Source organism: Okeania sp. SIO2F4 (genome assembly GCF_010672385.1).
Lineage (GTDB): Bacteria > Cyanobacteriota > Cyanobacteriia > Cyanobacteriales > Microcoleaceae > Trichodesmium.
In genome coordinates this window covers 7,058-9,087 of the sequence record NZ_JAAHGT010000352.1, presented here as the reverse complement: position 1 = coordinate 9,087, position 2,030 = coordinate 7,058, and the positions used below count along the sequence as shown (strand labels likewise).

Annotated in this window: 1 protein-coding gene; it reads right to left on the bottom strand. The window is 28.5% G+C overall.

Going from position 1 to position 2,030, the window contains the following annotated elements:
• Positions 1-250, bottom strand: a 250-nt coding sequence (locus F6K22_RS21100) for a hypothetical protein (RefSeq protein ID WP_293102217.1), incomplete at its 3' end; no start/stop codon positions are given.
• Between the last annotated feature and the right edge of the window lie 1,780 nt (positions 251-2,030).

The window sequence follows — 2,030 nt, the reverse complement described above, 5'->3', positions numbered from 1 at the left end:
CAATAAAACCAACACCAGATTTTTGTGGGTGACATACAACTTTTAATGGAGAAAACAATTTCTTTACCAATCTTCCTGCCAAAATTGGCACACTATCTACTATTTGTTGAATTGCTATTTTTAATCTCTGAGAATCTATTGGATGTTTATACCAACTTATAACACCATAATAAGGCCAGACTCCCATTTTACTATCAAATTTTGAAAGTTGATACTCTTGATGCACATTCCTATTTGTGATTAATTCCATTTTTTGCCTCCCTAGGTTAACGCGATCATTAATCTTAGATAATATCCCATTGATTCTTCAATAGGTATGGTGATTTCCTATGGAAAAAAGAAAGAGGAAACAAATCACAAAAATCATTTTAAATTCGGAGGTTTATTCAAGCGAAAATGACTACTTGTAGACCACTAACCATACCCAGGGCTATTTCATTCTAAGATGTTTTAATAATAATCTCTTCTGCACCCAAATTTATTAACTTCTTTGTGAATGTAGTAATGATTAATCTTAGATAATATGCCATTGATTTTTGAATAGATATAGTGATTTACTATGAAGGTAGGAAAGCTGAAGAGGCGACAATAATAATTGAACAGTAGTCCTTGTAAAAGATTGAGGCAGGTACGCTTAAAAAAGATGATCCTCCCTATTGTTAATAAGGATCATTTAATAAAAATGAATAAACTCCATCAAGTGTACTATAAATATTTAGAAAGTCAATTAAAATTCAATTTCTGGGTAATGTTAAAAATTTTAATTGCCATAATTCAAAACCATAGATGAATATGTTGGGAAACTCTGGTTAATCAAATACAAAATATATAAAATTTGAGAGTTGTCGTTGAGGTCTGCAATGTTTTCTATTCTTACCTGAAATAAAATTTAAAACAAAGATGTTTGAGAAGATTTTTTAAAATATATTTTCTAGCTCAATCTAGACTTTTTTAATATGAATAACTGGAAACTTGAAAGGTAATTTATTTTTGAAGCAGACCTAATTTGTGATTATTATCTACTTGATTACGATGTTTTAATAATAATCTCTTCTACACCCAAATTTCTTAACTTCTTTTCAACTTGCGAAACAACATTTTTTAAATTTAGATAGATCAATACATATTTATTTTATGTCAATCTGTATATTCCTGAAGATTTACAAGCAAATGATAATAAGTCTTTTGGTATGTCATCAAATTCAAAGAACTTTTGCAGAATTAATTTCTCACCAAAACCAAGTAAATAATTTTGTAATTTAACCCATGAATTATGACCCATGTACTTGCCATTAAAAGTAGGTACAAAATTATATATTCGGTGAATTATTTAATTAATAATTATTAATTATTAATTATTCGGTAATTAATGTAATCGGATCTTGAATGTTGGATTTATTGATCTTGAAAAATATTTTGATAGACCCTTTCTACATTAAATGAAGGAAAAAATTATGATTTGAGGAAAGTAGGAAGATGCTTTTAGGTTGCCTGTCTCAACTGTAGTCGATATATTTAACAAGAGCTATAATTATTAATTTTTCAACAAATTCATCCCATCGCTTAAAGTCTTAATATTTTTTTGATAAAAACTCTCTTATATTATCTTCCTCAAAATTAAGTTTTTTAGGAATTAGGAGTAAGGAAGCACAGAGGTGCAAAATAGGAAAATGTATGGTTTGGTATTGAGACTTTCCTGTTATAGCAATCAGGAATGATTTTAATAGATATTTAAGAACAATTAAGAGCAATCAAAATCTTTTGATATTCTGACTCCCAACTCCTGACTCCTAATTACCACTAAAATATTAAAACTGAAAAATGATTGCTATAGACTTTAGATTTAAGGGAAGAGTCTCGAATAATTGGCTTCATCCTCATCTACTGGAAAATTTTCTAGACGTTGCTGTTCAATAATTCTTTTTTTGTTCAGGATAAATCAACTTACCGAAAGAAAAAAGTCTTATAGTAATGTGGTAATTAGGGATAGTTCATCAGCAAAGGGAGGATTTCAAATTCAACCTTGTATA